The sequence below is a fragment of the Pseudomonas maumuensis genome, from assembly GCF_019139675.1.
Taxonomy (GTDB): domain Bacteria; phylum Pseudomonadota; class Gammaproteobacteria; order Pseudomonadales; family Pseudomonadaceae; genus Aquipseudomonas; species Aquipseudomonas maumuensis.
This window is the reverse complement of the sequence record NZ_CP077077.1, coordinates 1271692-1287859: the sequence shown is the minus strand read 5'-3', so window position 1 is coordinate 1287859 and position 16168 is coordinate 1271692. Positions and strand designations below refer to the sequence as shown.

14 protein-coding genes are annotated in these 16168 nt (G+C 64.0%); 7 read left to right on the top strand and 7 right to left on the bottom strand.

Annotation, left to right across the window (positions count from 1 at the left end; translation table 11 throughout):
• Positions 1-15: 15 nt before the first annotated feature.
• Positions 16-393, top strand: a complete 378-nt coding sequence (locus tag KSS90_RS05965) for a hypothetical protein (RefSeq protein ID WP_217868588.1) — start codon at positions 16-18, stop codon at positions 391-393.
• 64 nt (positions 394-457) lie between these two features.
• Here KSS90_RS05965 and KSS90_RS05960 read toward each other — a convergent pair whose 3' ends face one another.
• On the bottom strand, positions 458-667 hold the full coding sequence (locus tag KSS90_RS05960; RefSeq protein ID WP_110992443.1) for a cold-shock protein: 210 nt from the start codon (positions 665-667) through the stop codon (positions 458-460).
• Between the two features lie 228 nt (positions 668-895).
• Between KSS90_RS05960 and plsB the strand changes: the two genes are divergently transcribed.
• From plsB to KSS90_RS05945, 3 genes are all read left to right on the top strand, one after another.
• Entirely contained in the window at positions 896-3385 is a 2490-nt protein-coding gene (gene plsB, locus KSS90_RS05955; RefSeq protein WP_217868586.1) for a glycerol-3-phosphate 1-O-acyltransferase PlsB, read from the top strand.
• 132 nt (positions 3386-3517) lie between these two features.
• Positions 3518-3916, top strand: a complete 399-nt coding sequence (locus KSS90_RS05950; RefSeq protein WP_217868585.1) for a YbaY family lipoprotein — start codon at positions 3518-3520, stop codon at positions 3914-3916.
• Positions 3917-3948: 32 nt separating this feature from the next.
• Positions 3949-4635, top strand: a complete 687-nt coding sequence (locus tag KSS90_RS05945; RefSeq protein ID WP_217868584.1) for a DUF4197 domain-containing protein — start codon at positions 3949-3951, stop codon at positions 4633-4635.
• Positions 4636-4764: 129 nt separating this feature from the next.
• Here KSS90_RS05945 and KSS90_RS05940 read toward each other — a convergent pair whose 3' ends face one another.
• Both KSS90_RS05940 and KSS90_RS05935 read right to left on the bottom strand, forming a co-directional pair.
• Positions 4765-7830, bottom strand: coding sequence for an efflux RND transporter permease subunit (locus tag KSS90_RS05940; RefSeq protein WP_217868583.1), 3066 nt, complete (start codon positions 7828-7830; stop codon positions 4765-4767).
• A 6-nt stretch (positions 7831-7836) separates the two neighbouring features.
• Positions 7837-8937 carry an efflux RND transporter periplasmic adaptor subunit gene (locus KSS90_RS05935; RefSeq protein ID WP_217868582.1) on the bottom strand — a complete coding sequence of 367 codons (1101 nt, stop codon included), beginning with the start codon at positions 8935-8937 and terminating at the stop codon, positions 7837-7839.
• 172 nt (positions 8938-9109) lie between these two features.
• Here KSS90_RS05935 and KSS90_RS05930 point away from each other — a divergent pair, with 172 nt between their 5' ends.
• On the top strand, positions 9110-9751 hold the full coding sequence (locus KSS90_RS05930) for a TetR/AcrR family transcriptional regulator (RefSeq protein ID WP_217868579.1): 642 nt from the start codon (positions 9110-9112) through the stop codon (positions 9749-9751).
• An 823-nt stretch (positions 9752-10574) separates the two neighbouring features.
• Here KSS90_RS05930 and recJ read toward each other — a convergent pair.
• Positions 10575-12284, bottom strand: coding sequence for a single-stranded-DNA-specific exonuclease RecJ (recJ, locus tag KSS90_RS05925; protein ID WP_217868578.1), 1710 nt, complete (start codon positions 12282-12284; stop codon positions 10575-10577).
• Between the two features lie 30 nt (positions 12285-12314).
• Positions 12315-12857 (bottom strand): YaeQ family protein, encoded by a 543-nt coding sequence (locus tag KSS90_RS05920; protein WP_046854377.1) that lies wholly within the window; start codon positions 12855-12857, stop codon positions 12315-12317.
• Between the two features lie 141 nt (positions 12858-12998).
• On the opposite strand from KSS90_RS05920, the gene KSS90_RS05915 reads away from it, so the two are divergent.
• Positions 12999-14198, top strand: a complete 1200-nt coding sequence (locus tag KSS90_RS05915; RefSeq protein WP_217868577.1) for a CaiB/BaiF CoA transferase family protein — start codon at positions 12999-13001, stop codon at positions 14196-14198.
• 10 nt (positions 14199-14208) lie between these two features.
• On the top strand, positions 14209-15087 hold the full coding sequence (locus KSS90_RS05910; RefSeq protein WP_217868576.1) for a TIGR02285 family protein: 879 nt from the start codon (positions 14209-14211) through the stop codon (positions 15085-15087).
• 184 nt (positions 15088-15271) lie between these two features.
• Here the strand turns inward: KSS90_RS05910 and KSS90_RS05905 are convergent, their stop codons facing one another.
• A complete protein-coding gene (locus KSS90_RS05905) occupies positions 15272-15553 on the bottom strand; it encodes a DUF3509 domain-containing protein (RefSeq protein WP_217869744.1) in 282 nt (93 codons plus the stop codon).
• Between the two features lie 112 nt (positions 15554-15665).
• Positions 15666-16049, bottom strand: coding sequence for a response regulator (locus KSS90_RS05900; protein WP_217868572.1), 384 nt, complete (start codon positions 16047-16049; stop codon positions 15666-15668).
• Positions 16050-16168 lie beyond the last annotated feature (119 nt).

Here is a 16168-nt window from a genome sequence, read left to right as displayed (position 1 = left end):
ACACTGGAGCCTCCCATGCGTCAACCCGATATCGAGATCTACCTCAAGGACGCCGAGGTCGATCACAAGCAGATCGCCGACTGGCTGGCCCAGGCCCTGGGCCCGTGCAGCGAATGGAAGCAGAAAGGCCAGACCTATAAATGCACGGCCGGTAACATCCCAGTCACCTGGTTACCGAAAGCTGTGGGGAAATGGAACAGCCTGTACCTGGAAAGCGACCAGACACCCTGGGCCGACGACATCGCCTGCGCCCGTGCGGCATTCGCCGCGCTCAACGTCGAAGTGCGTTGCGCGCCAGGTAGCTGGGCGGAAGAAGACGGGGAAGAAGATGCCGATCGCTGGATCCGCATCAGCGCCGACGGTGAAGAGGAAATCACCTGGCGTACCAGCTGAGGCCGTTCGCATCAGGCTGCAAGTTCCACGGACAACTTGCAGCTTGAGCGTGCAGCCGGAAGGCTCAGAGCCCGACTACATCCTCTGCCTGCAGGCCTTTCTGGCCCTGCACCAGTGCGTACTCCACCTGCTGCCCCTCGACCAGGGTGCGATGCCCCTCACCGCGGATAGCCCGATAGTGGACGAACACATCCGCACCACCGTCGCGCTGAATGAAGCCATAACCCTTGGCATCGTTGAACCACTTCACATTCCCAGTCTCACGAGACGACATCTGAACTACTCCGGATTTTTATTTTGAAGATCGCCTTGCTGGCACAGGCTCACCGCCCGCGCCGACGCAGCTTGCGCGAATATCCTGCAAGCGGCAGGCCGAGTATATGACAGGGAACAAAAAAAATTCATGACAGGGTCATTTTTGGCGGAATTTTGCTGAACTTACGCAGATACGGCAGACTAACGCGCTGAAAAAACACTGCAACTTCCACCCAGGGCACACCCCATGACCCGTTCTCCCCTGCGCCGCCTCATCTTCGGCGCCCTGCGTCGCGTTCTCTACCTGTGGGTGCGCTCCGAAACCATCAACCAGTCCTCGCTGACGCTCAAGCTCGACCGCAGCCGGCCGGTGTTCTATGCCCTCTCCTCGCCGTCGCTCACCGACCTGGCCGTGGTCGACCACGAATGCACCAAAGCAGGGCTGCCACGCCCGGTGCTGCCGGTCACCGTCGGGCCCTTGCAGGAGCCGGCGGCGTTCTTCTACCTGACCCCCGATCCGGACTGGCTCGGTCGCCAGGACAAACGCGGCGCGCCACCGACGCTCGAGCGCCTGGTCGCGGCGATCAACCAACATGCCGAGGAAGACGCGCAGATCATTCCGGTCAGCGTGTTCTGGGGCCAGACCCCGGCCAGCGAGTCGAGCCCATGGAAGCTGCTGTTCGCCGACAGCTGGGCGGTCACCGGCCGTCTGCGCCGGTTGCTCAGCGTGCTGATCCTCGGACGCAAGACCCGGGTGCAGTTCTCCGCGCCGATCCACCTGCGCGAGCTGGTGCAGCACAACAAGGGCCACGAGCGCACCGTGCGCATGGCCCAGCGCATGATGCGCGTGCATTTTCGCAACCTGAAGACCGCGGTCATCGGGCCGGACATCTCGCACCGTCGCAACCTGGTCAAAGGGCTGGTGCATGACCCTCTGGTGCGCCAGGCCATCAGCGACGAGGCCGACCGCGAGAAGATCCCCTACGCCAAGGCCGAGGCCAAGGCGCTGCACTATGGCAACGAGATCGCCTCGGACTACACCTACACCGCGATCCGCTTCCTCGAAGTGGTGCTGAGCTGGTTCTGGAACAAGATTTACGACGGCATCAAGGTCAACCACATCGAGCAGGTGCAGGGCATCGCCCCCGGCCACGAGGTGATCTATGTGCCCTGCCACCGCAGCCACATCGACTACCTGCTGCTGTCCTACCTGCTGTTCCGCAACGGCCTGACGCCACCGCACATCGCCGCCGGCATCAACCTCAACATGCCGGTGATCGGTGGCCTGCTGCGCCGCGGTGGGGCGTTCTTCATGCGCCGCACCTTCAAGGGCAACCCGCTGTACACCGCCGTGTTCAACGAATACCTGCACACCCTGTTCACCAAGGGCTTCCCGGTTGAGTACTTCGTCGAAGGCGGGCGCTCGCGCACCGGGCGCATGCTGCAGCCGCGCACCGGCATGCTGGCGATCACCCTGCGCAGCTTCCTGCGCTCCTCGCGCACGCCGATCGTCTTCGTGCCGGTGTACATCGGCTACGAGCGGGTACTCGAAGGCCGCACCTACTTGGGCGAGCTACGGGGAGCGAGCAAGAAGAAGGAGTCGATCTTCGACATCTTCAAGGTCATCGGCGCCCTCAAGCAGCGTTTCGGCCAGGTGTACGTCAACTTTGGCGAGCCGATTCGCCTGAACAGCTTCCTCGACCAACAGCAACCCGGCTGGCGTGAACAGGCGCTGGCCCCGCAGTTCCGTCCGGACTGGCTCAACGAGACCACCACCCGCCTGGGCGAGACGGTCGCCCGCCACCTCAACGAGGCCGCGGCGATCAACCCGGTCAACCTGGTGGCCCTGGCTCTGCTGTCGACCAGCCGCCTGGCGCTGGACGAACGTGCCCTTACCCGCGTGCTCGATCTGTACCTGGCCCTGATGCGCCAAGTGCCGTACTCACCGCACACCACCCTACCCGAAGGTGATGGCAAGGCACTCATCGACCACGTCCTGGGCATGGACCTGCTGGCCGAGCAGAAGGACGCGCTGGGCCGCATCCTCTACCTGGACGAAGCCAACGCGGTACTGATGACCTACTACCGCAACAACGTGCTGCACATCTTCGCCTTGCCGGGGCTGCTGGCGAGCTTCTTCCTCAGCAGCTCGCGCATGAGCCGCGAACTGTTGGGCCAGTACGTGCGGGCGCTGTATCCGTACCTGCAGGCCGAACTGTTCCTGCGCTGGACGCCCGAGCAACTGGACGAGGTGATCGACCAATGGCTGGCGGCACTGGTCGAACAAGGGCTGCTGCGCAAGGAGCAGGACATCTACATGCGTCCGGCCCCCAGCTCGCGGCAGTTCGTGCTGCTGACGCTGCTGGCCCGCACCATCACCCAGACCCTGCAGCGCTTCTACATGGCCACATCGCTGCTGCTCAACAGCGGCCAGCACACGCTGAATGCCGAGGAACTGGAAGAGCTGTGCGTGATGATGGCCCAGCGCCTGTCTATCCTGCACGGCCTGAATGCGCCTGAGTTCTTCGACAAGACCCTGTTCCGCCACTTCATCCAGACGCTGGTGCGCGAAGGCGTGTTGCGACCGGACGCCAGCGGCAAGCTGGGCTACCACGACAAGCTCGCCGAATTGGCCGAAGGTGTGGCCAAGCGCGTGCTGTCGGCGGAGCTGCGCCTATCGATCCGTCAGGTGGCGCTGCATCGGGAAGATACAGCGGAGACTGGACTCGCTGAGTGAAGCGTTGGAGTGGGCTTGCCCCGCGCTGACGATTGCCTGGCTGACAGCCTCTCAGGGCAAGCCCACACCCACAAAATCCGCTAAAGTCCCTGAGGCTGGCCACAAGCCAGCCTCACGTACATCGGAGACCCCATGAAAAAGTTCTTGATGCTGTGTTGCGCCACCCTGCTCGCAGCCTGCTCCAGCAACACGTCATCGCCCCAAGCCAGCCTGGAGGGCGAAGTCTTCTACCTGCAGCGCATGGCCCTGCCACCGGCCGCAACGTTCAGTGTCGAACTGCAGGACGTATCGCTGATGGATGCCCCAGCCGTGACCCTGGCCCGCCAGGCTGGCCCGGTCAAAGGCAACGTGCCGCTGCCGTTCCACCTCGACTACGACCCGACCCAGATCAAGCCCGGCCACCGCTATGCACTCAGCGCGCGCATCGAACTGAACGGCAAGCTGCTGTTCATCAACACCGAACACCACGGCGTCCTGCTCGACGGTAGCGACCCGCAGCCGTTGCGCATCAAGGTCGACCCGGTACGCTGAACCCGCTCCATTCTGCCCATAAGGAAATCCCCATGCTCCGCACCTCCCTGCGCTTCACCACCCTGTGCGCCGGCCTGCTGCTGTCGGCCAGTGCCCTGGCCCTGTCGCTTGGCGACCTGTCCCAGAGCGACGCCTCCGGCGGCCTGAAGGACGCCCTCACCCAAGGCGCGCAGATCGCCGTCAAGCAACTGAGCACCCCAGGCGGCTTCAGCAACAACCCGGACGTGCGTATCGAGCTGCCGGGCAACCTCGGCAAAGCGGCCAAGGCCATGAAGATGTTAGGTAAGGGCGACCAGGTCGATGCCCTGGAAACCAGCATGAACAAGGCCGCCGAGGCTGCCGTGCCGCAAGCCCAGGCGATCCTGGTGGACGCGGTGAAGAAGATGACCGTGAGCGATGCCAAAGGCATCCTCAGCGGCGGCCAGGACTCGGCCACCCAGTACCTGAACAAGAGCAGCCGCGAGCAGATCCGCGCCAAGTTCCTGCCGATCGTCAAGCAAGCCACCGACAAGGTCGGCCTGGCCCAGCAATACAACAGCTTCGCCGGCCAGGCCAAGGGCTTGGGCCTGATCAAGGACGACGCCAATATCGAGAACTATGTGACCGAGAAGGCGCTGGACGGCTTGTTCGAAATGATCGGCAAGCAGGAAGAGAGCATTCGCCAGAACCCGGCCGGTGCGGCTACCAGCCTGGCCAAGAAGGTCTTTGGCGCGCTGTGATGTTGAGCTGAAAACCAGTGGGGCTGCTGTGCAGCCCTATCGCTGGCAAGCCAGCTCCCACAGGTACCGCGCAATCGTGTGGGAGCCGGCTTGCCGGCGATAGGAGGGCAAAGCCCTCCCGCTCGTTCCTCAGTTTTTCTTGACCCTGAACCACGCCGCATACAGCGCCGGCAGGAACAGCAGGGTCAGCACCGTGGCGACGATCAAGCCGCCCATGATGGCCACCGCCATCGGCCCGTAGAACACGCTGCGGGACAACGGAATCATCGCCAGCACCGCCGCCAGCGCGGTCAGCACGATCGGCCGGAAACGCCGCACCGTGGCCTCGATGATCGCCTGCCAACGCTCCATCCCCGCGGCGATGTCCTGTTCGATCTGATCCACCAGAATCACCGAGTTGCGCATGATCATGCCGGCCAGGGCGATGGTGCCGAGCATGGCGACGAACCCGAACGGCTGGCGGAATACCAGCAGGAACAGGGTCACGCCGATCAGCCCGAGGGGCGCGGTGAGAAACACCATGAACATCCGCGAGAAACTGCGCAGCTGGATCATCAGCAGGCTCAGCACCACCACGATGAACAGCGGCATGCCGGCGTTCACCGAACGCTGGCCACGCTCGGAATCCTCCACCGTGCCCCCCACCTCCAGCAGGTAGCCATCTGGCAGCTCGTCCTTGATCTGCGCCAGCGTCGGCTGGATCTGCTTGACCAGGGTCGCCGGCTGCTCCTTGTCGTAGATGTCGGCGCGCACGGTGACCGTGGGCAGGCGGCCACGGTGCCAGATGATGCCTTCCTCGAAGCCGTACTCCAGGGTCGCCACCTGCGACAGGGCCACGCTCTGGCCGTTGTCGGTGGGCACCGCCAGGCTGCCCAGGTTGCCCAGCTCGCGTCGCTCCTCTGGCGTACCGCGCAGGAGAATCTCGATCAGCTCGTTGTCCTCGCGGTACTGGCTGACAGTGCTGCCGGTCAGCGAACTCTGCAAGAAACTCGACAAGTGCGCGGTACTCACCCCCAAGGCCCGGGCTCGATCCTGGTCGATGTCCAGGTACACCGCCTTGCTCGGCTCCTCCCAATCCAGGTGGACGTTGACCACATGGGGGTTTTCGCGCACCTTAGCCGCCACCTCGCGGGCCAGGGCGCGGACCTTCTCGATGTGCTCGCCGGTGACGCGGAACTGCACCGGATAGCCCACGGGCGGGCCGTTCTCAAGACGCGTGACCCGCGAGCGCAAGTCGGGGAACTGCTGGTCCAGGGTGCCGATCAGCCAGCTACGCAGACGCTCACGGTCCTCCAGCGACTTGGCCAGCACCACGAACTGGGCAAAGCTCGCCGCCGGCAGTTGCTGGTCCAGCGGCAGGTAGAAGCGTGGCGAGCCGGTGCCGACGTAGGCGACGTAGTTGGCGATACCATCCTGCTGCTTGAGCAAGGCCTCCAACTGCTTGACGCGCTCGGTCGTGTTGTTCAGCGAAGCGCCTTCGGCCAGTTTCAGGTCGACCATCAGCTCCGGACGCCCGGAGGCCGGGAAGAACTGCTGCGGCACGAAGCGGAACAACAGGATGCTGCCGACGAACGCGGCAATGGTCAGCACGATCACCGTCTTGCGCCGCCGCACACACCACTCCACCACGCGCCTGACGCGCTGATAGAACGGTGTGGCGTAAGGGTCGGGAGCACGCCCATCGGCGCCGTGGCGGGCGGCGTGGAGCTTGGCCAGGTCCGGCAGCAGACGCTCGCCCAGGTAGGGCACGAACACCACTGCGGCGACCCAGGAGGTCAGCAAGGCAATGGTCACCACCTGGAAGATCGAACGGGTGTATTCCCCAGTGCTCGAGGCCGCCGTGGCGATCGGCAGGAAGCCCGCCGCGGTGATCAGGGTACCGGTGAGCATCGGGAACGCCGTGCTGGTCCAAGCGTAGCTCGCCGCTTTGAGCCGGTCGTAGCCCTGCTCCATCTTGATCGCCATCATTTCCACCGCGATGATCGCGTCATCCACCAGCAGGCCCAGGGCCAGCACCAACGCCCCCAGCGAGATCTTGTGCAGGCCGATGCCGAAGTAGTGCATGGCAGCGAAGGTCATGGCCAGCACCAGCGGGATCGCCAGTGCCACCACCAGGCCAGTGCGCAGGCCCAGGGAGAAGAAGCTCACCAGCAGGACGATGGCCAGGGCCTCGACCAGCACCTGGACGAACTCGCCAACCCCGGCTTTCACCGCCGCCGGCTGGTCGGACACCTTGCGCAGTTCCATGCCTGCCGGCAGGCTCTGCGCCAGCCGGGCGAACTCGCCTTCCAAGGCCTTGCCGAGCACCAGGATGTCACCGCCGTCCTTCATCGACACCGCCAGCCCGATGGCGTCTTCACCCATGAAGCGCATACGCGGCGCGGGCGGATCGTTGAAGCCGCGTTGCACCTCGGCGACGTCGCCGATGCGGAAGGTGCGATCACCGATGCGGATAGGGAACTGGCGAATCTGCTCGACGCTGTCGAAGCGCCCACTGACCCTCAGTTGCAGGCGCTCACTGGGGGTTTCGAAGAAGCCCGCGGTACTTACCGCGTTCTGTTCGCGCAGCGCCTGCTGCACGGCGGCGAGCGGCACCCCAAGGGTGGCCAGCTTGACGTTGGACAGTTCGATCCAGATTTTCTCGTCCTGCAGGCCGATCAGTTCCACCTTGCCCACGTCCTTGACCCGCTGCAGCTGGATCTGGATACGGTCGGCGTAGTCCTTGAGCACGGCGTAGTCGAAGCCGGCGCCGGTCAGGGCGTAGATATTGCCGAAGGTGGTGCCGAACTCGTCGTTGAAGAACGCCCCCTGCGCTTCAGGCGGCAGGGTGTGCTTGATGTCCGCAACTTTCTTGCGGATCTGGTACCACAGCTCGGGGATGTCCGCCGAATGCATCGAGTCGCGGGCCATGAAGGTGACCTGGGACTCGCCGGGGCGAGAGAACGAGACGATCTTCTCGTACTCACCGGTCTCCATGAGTTTCTTCTCGATGCGCTCGGTGACCTGGCGCGACACCTCCTCGGCGGTCGCACCCGGCCACAAGGTACGGATGACCATAGCCTTGAAGGTGAACGGAGGATCCTCGCTCTGCCCCAGCTTGGTGTAGGACATGGCGCCGATCGCTGCCAGCAGGATCATCAAGAACAACACGATCTGGCGATTGCGCAGCGCCCAGGCGGAAAGGTTGAAACCCATCGGGACTTACTCCTTGGCCGCCAGGTTCACTTCGCGGTTGCTGCGGTCCACAGGCCGCACCTGTTGCCCCTCGCGCAGCACGTGGCCACCGGCGGCAACCACCCAGTCACCAGCCTGCAGACCTTCGAGAACCGGCACGCTGTCCGCGCCATAGGCACCGAGGCGCACGGTGGCGCGCTCCAGGCGGTTGTCCTTGCCAACCCGCCAGACATAGGCCTGCCCCGCTTCGGCGGTCACCGCCGACAGCGGCACCGCCAGCGGCGAGCGTTCGGCGTGGTCGATGAACACCCGCGCGCTCTGGCCCAATTCGGCCGGGGTGGCGTTGGAGGTAAAGGCGATGCGCGCGGCAAAGGTGCGCGAACGTGGGTCCGCTGCCGGGGAAAGCTCGCGGATCCGCCCTTCGAAACGCTGGTTCGGGTGCGACCACAGCTCCACGCTGACCGTCTGCCCGACGGCAAAGCGGGCGAACTGTTGCTCCGGCAGGCCGATGGCCACTTCGCGCTCACCATCGGCGGCAAGCGTGAACACGGTCTGCCCTGCCGCCACCACCTGGCCCACCTCGACCTGGCGCTTGGCGATCACGCCAGCCTGGGGGGCGCGCAACACGGCGTACTCGGCCTGGTTGCCCGCCACCTCGTACTCGGCCTTGGCCTGCTTCAGGCGGGCCATGCCGGCGCGGTAGAGGTTCTCGGCATTGTCGAACTGGGAATGGCTGACCATCTGCCGATCCAGCAGCTTCTGATAGCGGTCGCGCTCGGCACGCACCAGCGCCAGGTTGGCCTCGGCCGCCGCCAACTGGGCGCGGTTGGCCTCCAGTTGCAGGCGCACGTCCTGCGGGTCGAGTTCGGCCAGCGGCTGCTCGGCCTTGACCCGCTGCCCCTCCTCCACCAGGCGTTTGCTGACCTTGCCTCCGATACGGAACGCCAGTTCAGGCTCGAAACGCGCCCGCACCTCGCCCGGGTAACTGTCGGCGGATGCCCCGGCCGGCTGGGGTTGGACCACCAGTGCCGGACGCGGCGCGGCGGGTGGCGCGGCCTCCTGGCCGCAGGCGGTGAGCAGCAGCACGGCAACGGCCGGCAGGGCGAGGGACAACGCACGACGCAACATGATGAATGACCTTTGGCAGAGGGCGCATCGAATATTTATACTGGCGAGTATATTAAGTCAGCGAATCGGGTCGGGGAAGCAGGCGCTTCAGAGAAAATCGATATTTAGTGGTGCGACGTACGCTGCAGCCGACCGCCCCCGGACCCGGTAAGATGTGCCCCTTTCACAGAGAATGCGGTCCCTCATGTCCAACGACGCACCCATCGGCCCCGGTCGGCCCAAGGATCTGGCCAAGCGCGAGGCCATCCTCGAAGCCGCCAAGCACCTGTTCCTCAGCCTTGGCTATGCCAACACCAGCATGGATGCGGTCGCTGCGGCGGCAGGTGTTTCGAAGCTCACCGTCTACAGCCACTTCACCGACAAGCAGACGCTGTTCGGCGCGGCGGTCATGGCTACCTGTCAGAACCAGTTACCTGACCTGATGTTCGAGTACCCCGAAGGCGCGGCGGTGGAAGACGTGCTGCTGAACATTGCTCGTGGCTTCCAGGCTTTGATCAGCAGCGATGAGGCCGTCAAGCTGAGCCGCCTGATTTTTGCCCTGGGCAGCCAGGATCCTGGGTTTGGCCAGTACTTCTACGCGGCGGGGCCCAAGCGGGTGATGAGCGGGATGGAGGCGTTGCTGCGGTGTGTCGACCAGCGGGGGTTGTTGCGGATCGACAACCCGTTGCAGGCGGCGGAGCATTTCTTCTGCCTGGTGAAGGGGGCGCCGGATTATCGGTTGCTGCTGGGGTGCTCGCCGGCGCTGGAGGGGGATGAGGCTGAGGCGCATGTGCGGGAGGCTGTGGGGGTTTTTATTCGGGCGTTTCGGGGGTAAGGGTTCGGGTTCTGGGTCGCGTTCGGGGCGATTGTTTTGGTTTTTGTGAGCGTATTCGTAGAAGATGTCGACATTTAGTCACCCTTTCGCCTTTACGGCGACCTACTTTTGTCTTGACAAAAGTAGGCAAAACCGTTCGGCTCCGTTCATACGGCCCCTACGCTTCGCTCCGGGGTTCCCTCGCTCCGTTCTTGCTCCCGTGGGTACCGCGCTGAACGCCCCATCCTGGGGCGCAGCGCTCGACGGCCATCCATGGCCGTCGCCCCACTACGCAAGAACTCCACTCGGCCTCCTGAAGTCGCAACTTGTGTCGCCTGAACTATCGCGCACTTAGAAGCAAGATCAAGAGCAGATATTTTGGTTTATTAGTGGATAAAGTGTTGTTCTTCATTACACCATCGCCGGTCAAGCCCGCTCCCACGCTGAATGATAGTTAAACTATCGTGGGAGCGGGCTTGACCCGCGGTGGTGATCTAAAGTTCCCACAATGGCAACTAGCGACTAGCTGCGTTAGTGCAGGCGCCGCCCGTAACTTCGCGACTTCAGGAGGCCGAACGCAGGTCTTGCGGAGGGAGGTGACGGGCATGGATGCCCGTCAAGCGCTGCGCCCCAGGATGGGGCGTTCAGCGCGGTCCTCCCGGGAGCAAGGCCGGAGTGAGGGGACCCGGAGCGAAGCGGAGGGCCGGATGAATGGAGCGCAACGGCTTTGCTTACTTTGGCCAAGACCAAAGTAAGCCGCCGTAAGGGCGGAAAGGTGAATAAGCGTCGACATCGCAAATGAATGCGCATACAACTTCAAAACAACCAAAACCTCAAAAAAAGATCACCGCGCTTCCATATGCGCAATCATCAACTGCACACTCTCATTCCCCCGAAACTCATTCACATCCAACTTGTAAGCCAACTCCACCCACCGCACAGTAGGATTCGGCCAGACCTCCCGGTCAATCCCAAAGGCAATCCCATCCAACCGCACTGCCCCACACTCGCTCTTGAGCACCACTTTCAGATGCCGCTCCCCGACGACCCGCTGCTCGACCAGCTGGAACACCCCGTGGAACAACGGCTCGGGAAAGTGCTGCCCCCAAGGCCCGGCATTGCGCAACGCCCGCGCCAGGTCCAGGTGAAACTCCTCCACCGCCAACGTGCCATCCGACAACAACCGCCCAGTCAGGTCTTCCTCACGCAGCTGGCGCCGTACCTCGTCGTCGAACGCCTCGGCAAACGCGGGGAAATTCTCGGCCGGCAAGGACAGCCCTGCCGCCATGGCATGCCCACCGAACTTGCTGATCAAGCTCGGATGCCGCGCCGCAACGGCGTCCAGCGCATCACGGATATGGAACCCCGGCACCGAACGCGCCGAGCCCTTCAGCACCCCTTCGCCCGCATCGGCAAAGGCAATGGTCGGGCGGTGGTAACGCTCTTTCAGGCGCGAAGCGAGGATGCCGATCACCCCCTGGTGCCAGTCGGCGTCGAACAGGCACAAGCCATAAGGCATGGACTCGACCGGCAGATCCTTGAGCTGGGCCAGAGCCTCGCGCTGCATGCCCTGCTCGATGGACTTGCGGTCCTGGTTCAGGCCATCCAGCTGCTGGGCCATGTCCAGCGCCAGCGCCGCGTCTTCGCACAACAGGCATTCGATGCCCAGGCTCATGTCGTCCAGGCGCCCGGCGGCATTGAGTCGAGGGCCGAGGATGAAACCAAGGTCAGTGGAGGTGATGCGCTTGTGGTCGCGCCGCGCCACTTCGAGGATGGCCTTGAGCCCCGGGCGGGCGCGGCCGGCGCGGATCCGCTCCAGCCCCTGATGCACCAGGATGCGGTTGTTGGCATCCAGCGGCACCACGTCAGCGACGCTGCCCAGCGCCACCAGGTCAAGCAACTCGCCGATGTTCGGCTGCGCCTGCGTTTCGTAGCGCCCCAGACTGCGCAACCGCGCACGCAGGGCCATCAGCACGTAGAAGATCACGCCGACACCGGCCAGTGACTTGCTCGGGAACGCGCAACCGGGCTGGTTGGGATTGACGATGGCGTCGGCGGCCGGCAGTTGCTCGCCCGGCAGGTGATGGTCGGTGACCAGCACCTTGAGCCCGGCGGCCTTGGCCGCGGCCACGCCATCGACGCTGGAGATACCGTTGTCCACGGTGATCAGCAATTGCGGCTGGCGCTCGAGCGCGACCGCGACGATCTCCGGGGTCAGGCCATAGCCATACTCGAAGCGGTTGGGCACCAGGTAGTCGACATGGGCCGCGCCCAGCAAGCGCAAGCCCAGCACGCCGACCGTGCTGGCAGTGGCACCGTCGGCATCGAAATCGCCGACGATGAGAATGCGCTGGCGCTGATCGAGCGCCTCGACCAGCAGCTCCACCGCCGCGTCGATACCCTTGAGTTGCTGGTAAGGCAGCAGACGCGCCAGGCTCTTGTCCAGCTCGACCTCGGACGCTACGCCACGGGCGGCATACAGACGGGTCAGCAAGGGTGGCAGGTTGCCCAGCAAAGGCAGGGGCGACGGCAGGGGACGTGGTTCGATACGCATGGGGTCTTCGCAATTCCGCTTTGTTTCAGGTCAGCCGCGCTCGCCAAGCAGCCATTGCAACTGCACTTCGTGCTGGCCACGGTCGTCGGTGACGAACACCGTGCCTTCGCTGATCATCACGTCCCACTTGATGGTACGCGGCATGTCGGTGGCGAGGGTTTCCAGCACTTCCTGCGGCACGGCGGCAATGCTCAGGTTCTTCAGGCCCTTGACCGCGCCGAGCACCTTGGTCTCCCACACACGGAGGCTGCCGTAGGCCAGCAGGCTGGTGCGCTCGGTACGCCGCGAGCACCAGGTCAGGCGGTCGGCGTCGGGCTGGCCGACTTCGATCCAGTGCAGGATGCGATCGTCCAGGCTTTTTTCCCACAGGGCCGCCTCATCGACGTCCGACAGGCCACGGCCGAAGGACAGTTGCTCGTTGTACCAGAGGGCATAGCCCAGCAGGCGCACGGCCATGCGCTCTTCGGTTTCCGAAGGGTGGCGGGCGATGGTCTGGCGGACGTTCTCGTACACGCCGCGGTCGAGGTCGGTCAGATTCAGTTCGAACTTGTAGGTGGTGGACGGCTGGGCCATGGGCAATAGGCTTCTTGCGAGAGAAAGTCGCACAGTCTAACTGATCCCAGGCGCCGGCGTCGGATCAGACAACGTCGATATACCTGCCGCCGCCGAGCTGTGATACAACCTGCGCTCACGCCCAGCCGCCACGGATGCCCCATGACAACGCCCAGCAAACCCCTCGCAGGCTTGAAAGTCATCGAGCTCGGTACCTTGATCGCCGGCCCGTTCGCCTCGCGGATCTGTGCCGAGTTCGGTGCCGAGGTGATCAAGGTCGAATCGCCCGATGGCGGCGATCCGCTGCGCAAATGGCGCAAGCTGTACGAGGGCACGTCACTGTGGTGGTTCGTCCAAGCGCGCAACAAGCAGTCCCTGACCCTCAACCTCAAGCATCCAGAAGGCCGCGAGGTGCTCAAGCGCCTGCTGGCCGAGGCCGACATCCTGATCGAGAACTTCCGCCCCGGCGTGCTGGAGAAGCTCGGCTTGGGCTGGGATGTGCTGCACGCCCTCAACCCGCGCCTGGTGATGGTGCGCCTGTCGGGCTTCGGCCAGACCGGGCCGATGAAGGACCAGCCGGGCTTCGGCGCGGTTGGCGAATCCATGGGCGGGCTGCGCTACATCACCGGCTTCGAGGATCGCCCACCAGTGCGCACGGGGATTTCCATCGGCGACTCGATTGCCGCCCTGTGGGGCGTGATCGGCGCGCTGATGGCCCTACGTCATCGCGAAGTCAACGGTGGCGACGGCCAAGTGGTGGATGTGGCGCTGTACGAAGCGATCTTCGCCATGATGGAAAGCATGGTGCCGGAATTCGACGTGTTCGGTTTCATCCGCGAGCGCACCGGCAACATCATGCCGGGCATCACCCCCTCATGCATCCACACCACCGCCGATGGCCGGCACGTACAGATCGGCGCCAATGGCGATGCGATCTTCAAGCGCTTCATGCAGGCCATCGGCCGTGACGACCTGGCCAATGATGCCGCCCTGGCGACCAATGATGGCCGCGACGCCCGCCGCGACGAGCTGTACGGCGTCATCGACCGCTGGGCCAACGGCCTGCCGCTGGACAAAGTGATGCAGGCGCTCAACGACGCCGAGGTGCCCGCCAGCCGGATCTACTCCGCCGAGGACATGCTGGGCGATCCGCAATTCCTCGCCCGCGAGATGTTCCTCCAGGCCCGCCTGCCGGATGGCAAGCCGTTCAAGATGCCGGGCATCGTACCCAAGCTGTCCGACACCCCCGGCTCCGCCGAATGGGTAGGGCCGGCCTTGGGCGAGCACACGGCCCCGCTACTGGCCAGCCTGGGCTACGACGCAGCCGCCATTGCCCGCCTACGCGCGGCCGGTACGGTTTGATCCGCGGCCCATGCGCATCCGCCACCTGCCCCTGCTGCTCTGCCTGCTGCTCACCGCGCTCGCGGCACAATCGGCCGAGGCCCGGGAGCGCCTGCTGTGGCTGGTCCGCGACCTGCCACCGTTCACCATCTTCGAAGGGCCGGCCAAAGGCCAGGGCGTGATCGACCAACTGTTGCCCATGCTGATCGCGCAGATGCCCGAGTACGACCACCAGATCGTCCGGGTCAATCGCGCCCGAGGCCTCCAAATGCTCCAGGAGGCCAGTTTCACCTGCGACCCGACCCTGCTCTGGACGCCCGAACGCGCCAGGTACGTGCATTTTTCCCAGCCATCGCTGGGGGTACTGAGCAGTGGCCTGGTGGTGCGCAAGCACGACCAGGCGCTGTTGGAGCCGTATCTGGACGGGCAACAGGTGGATCTTCAGCGGTTGCTGGCCCAGACCCAGCTCAAGCTGGGCATCGTCGCAGAGCGCAGCTACAGCGTGCAGGTCGATGATGTCCTGAAGCAGTTGCCTGACAGCGCCTTCAGCCGCCACTACGGCAACGATGCCACCGCCAGCCTGCTGCAAATGCAGCAATTGGGGCGCCTGCAACTGGTGCTCGGCTACTGGCCAGAAGTGCGCTACCTGATCCAGCAGCAGAATGGCTCACTGGACGATTACCGCTTCTATCCCATCCGTGGGGTCAACCGCTACCAGTTCCTCCATGTGGGCTGCTCGGACACCGCCCTGGGGCGCGAGGCGATCGCGCATATCGACCAACTGCTGCCGATGCTGCGCCGCGATACCTTGCCAGGCCTGTATGCCCGCTGGCTGGATCCGGAGCTGCAGGAGGATTATCTGGGCCAGGCCCGGCACTTCTTCGAGCAGGGCGAAGCGCCAGCGCGCTGAACCGACCCGTACAGATCAGCGACGGTGCCTCCAAGGACGCAGGTAAGTTCAAGGCAAAAAGAAACCCCGGCCGCTGGGGAAGACGACCGGGGTCAAGCGAAAGTCCTTGGGACTTCCAGTGACAGCCTGGATGGCACCGGAGCAAAGCACCGTCAGGCTGCCCTTGCTGAGTCTGACGGGCCGGTCAGGCAAAGGTTCCCTGCATTTGCTTCTGATGCTGCAAGGCGGCGATCACACAGGGTTGCAGGCGACCTTCGGCAATTTGCAAGTCACGGTGCAGGCCATCGACCAGATCGATTAGCAACTGCAGCTCCACCAGCTCTCGTTCACAGACCATACGCCGCAAAATCGGCAAACCCTGTTCATCATGAACACTCAGGTGACGGCGGCCACGGTTATCGGTCGGTCCAAGCTCGGCCTGGTAAGGGGTCAGGGCATCGTTGAGCAGTCTGCAGATTCTTTCCATCCGGATCACTCGCTGGCTAGGGTAAGGAAACTGACCATCGGGGCCGACGGAAAGTTCGCCCTGGCCCACCATCACGAGCATGCGCGGCGAACATGACAGTTTCGATGCGTCCCTACGACATCAGACGACCCAATGCCTGCTCCAGACTCACCATCGACATTGGCCAGGACAACTCCGCCAAGACGTTCAAGCCATGCTTGCGGGCTTCGAGTGCCAGGTCGAGGCCTCCCGCATCGACACAGCCGACGAACAGCAACCCACCCGCGCAGGAGGCCTGCACCAAGTACTTGAACAGACGTCGGGCATGCCGCCTTGGCATGCCTTGGTCGAGCACCAGCACATCCACAGGCTGCTGCCCCTGGGCCAAGCGGGCCGTGGCCGCCGGCACATCGTCGGTGAGCCGGACGTTGTACACCCCTTGGGCATTGAAGGCCTGATGCAACAGCATCTGATGATAAGGCCGAGCCTGGTGGATAAGAACATTGAGCTGATGCATGAGCCCCCCCTGGTGCGGTGTGCGTTGTCGAATAGAGCCACCACTTTAGTAGGGAGATGCATCGAACCCCATGGGAAAAGTCTGAAAGACCAAAACCCGTGTTGTATGCATAAAAAAGC